Source organism: Pseudomonas tremae, from assembly GCF_001401155.1.
Taxonomy (GTDB): domain Bacteria; phylum Pseudomonadota; class Gammaproteobacteria; order Pseudomonadales; family Pseudomonadaceae; genus Aquipseudomonas; species Aquipseudomonas tremae.
Window position 1 is genome coordinate 1 of the sequence record NZ_LJRO01000095.1, and the last position, 373, is coordinate 373.

At 60.6% G+C, this 373-nt stretch carries 1 protein-coding gene; it reads left to right on the top strand.

The genetic code is table 11. The features are described from left to right. The coding region (locus ALO43_RS08140; RefSeq protein ID WP_328586972.1) for an LptF/LptG family permease at positions 1-243 on the top strand (243 nt) is incomplete at its 5' end. Positions 244-373 lie beyond the last annotated feature (130 nt).

Here is a 373-nt window from a genome sequence, read left to right on the forward strand (position 1 = left end):
CAACCGGCTGTGACAGTGGCGCTGGTGCTGATGGCAATCTCGTTCATCTTCGGCCCGCTGCGCTCGGTTACGCTGGGACAGCGCGTGTTCACGGGGGTGGTGGTCGGCTTTACCTTCCGCATCATTCAGGACCTGCTCGGCCCGTCCAGCCTGCTGTTCGGTTTCCCGCCGTTGCTGGCCGTGCTGATGCCTGCTGCAGCCTGTGCGCAGGCCGGTGTGTATCTGCTGCGCCGCGCCGGATAGCGTCGTGTAGCTGCAGTGAAAAAGCCGACCTCGAGTCGGCTTTTTCATGGGCGTACTCATGCGCCTGCTGAGCGAATCGCACATGCAAAAAAGCCTCTGACATCACTGTCAGAGGCTTTTTATGCATACG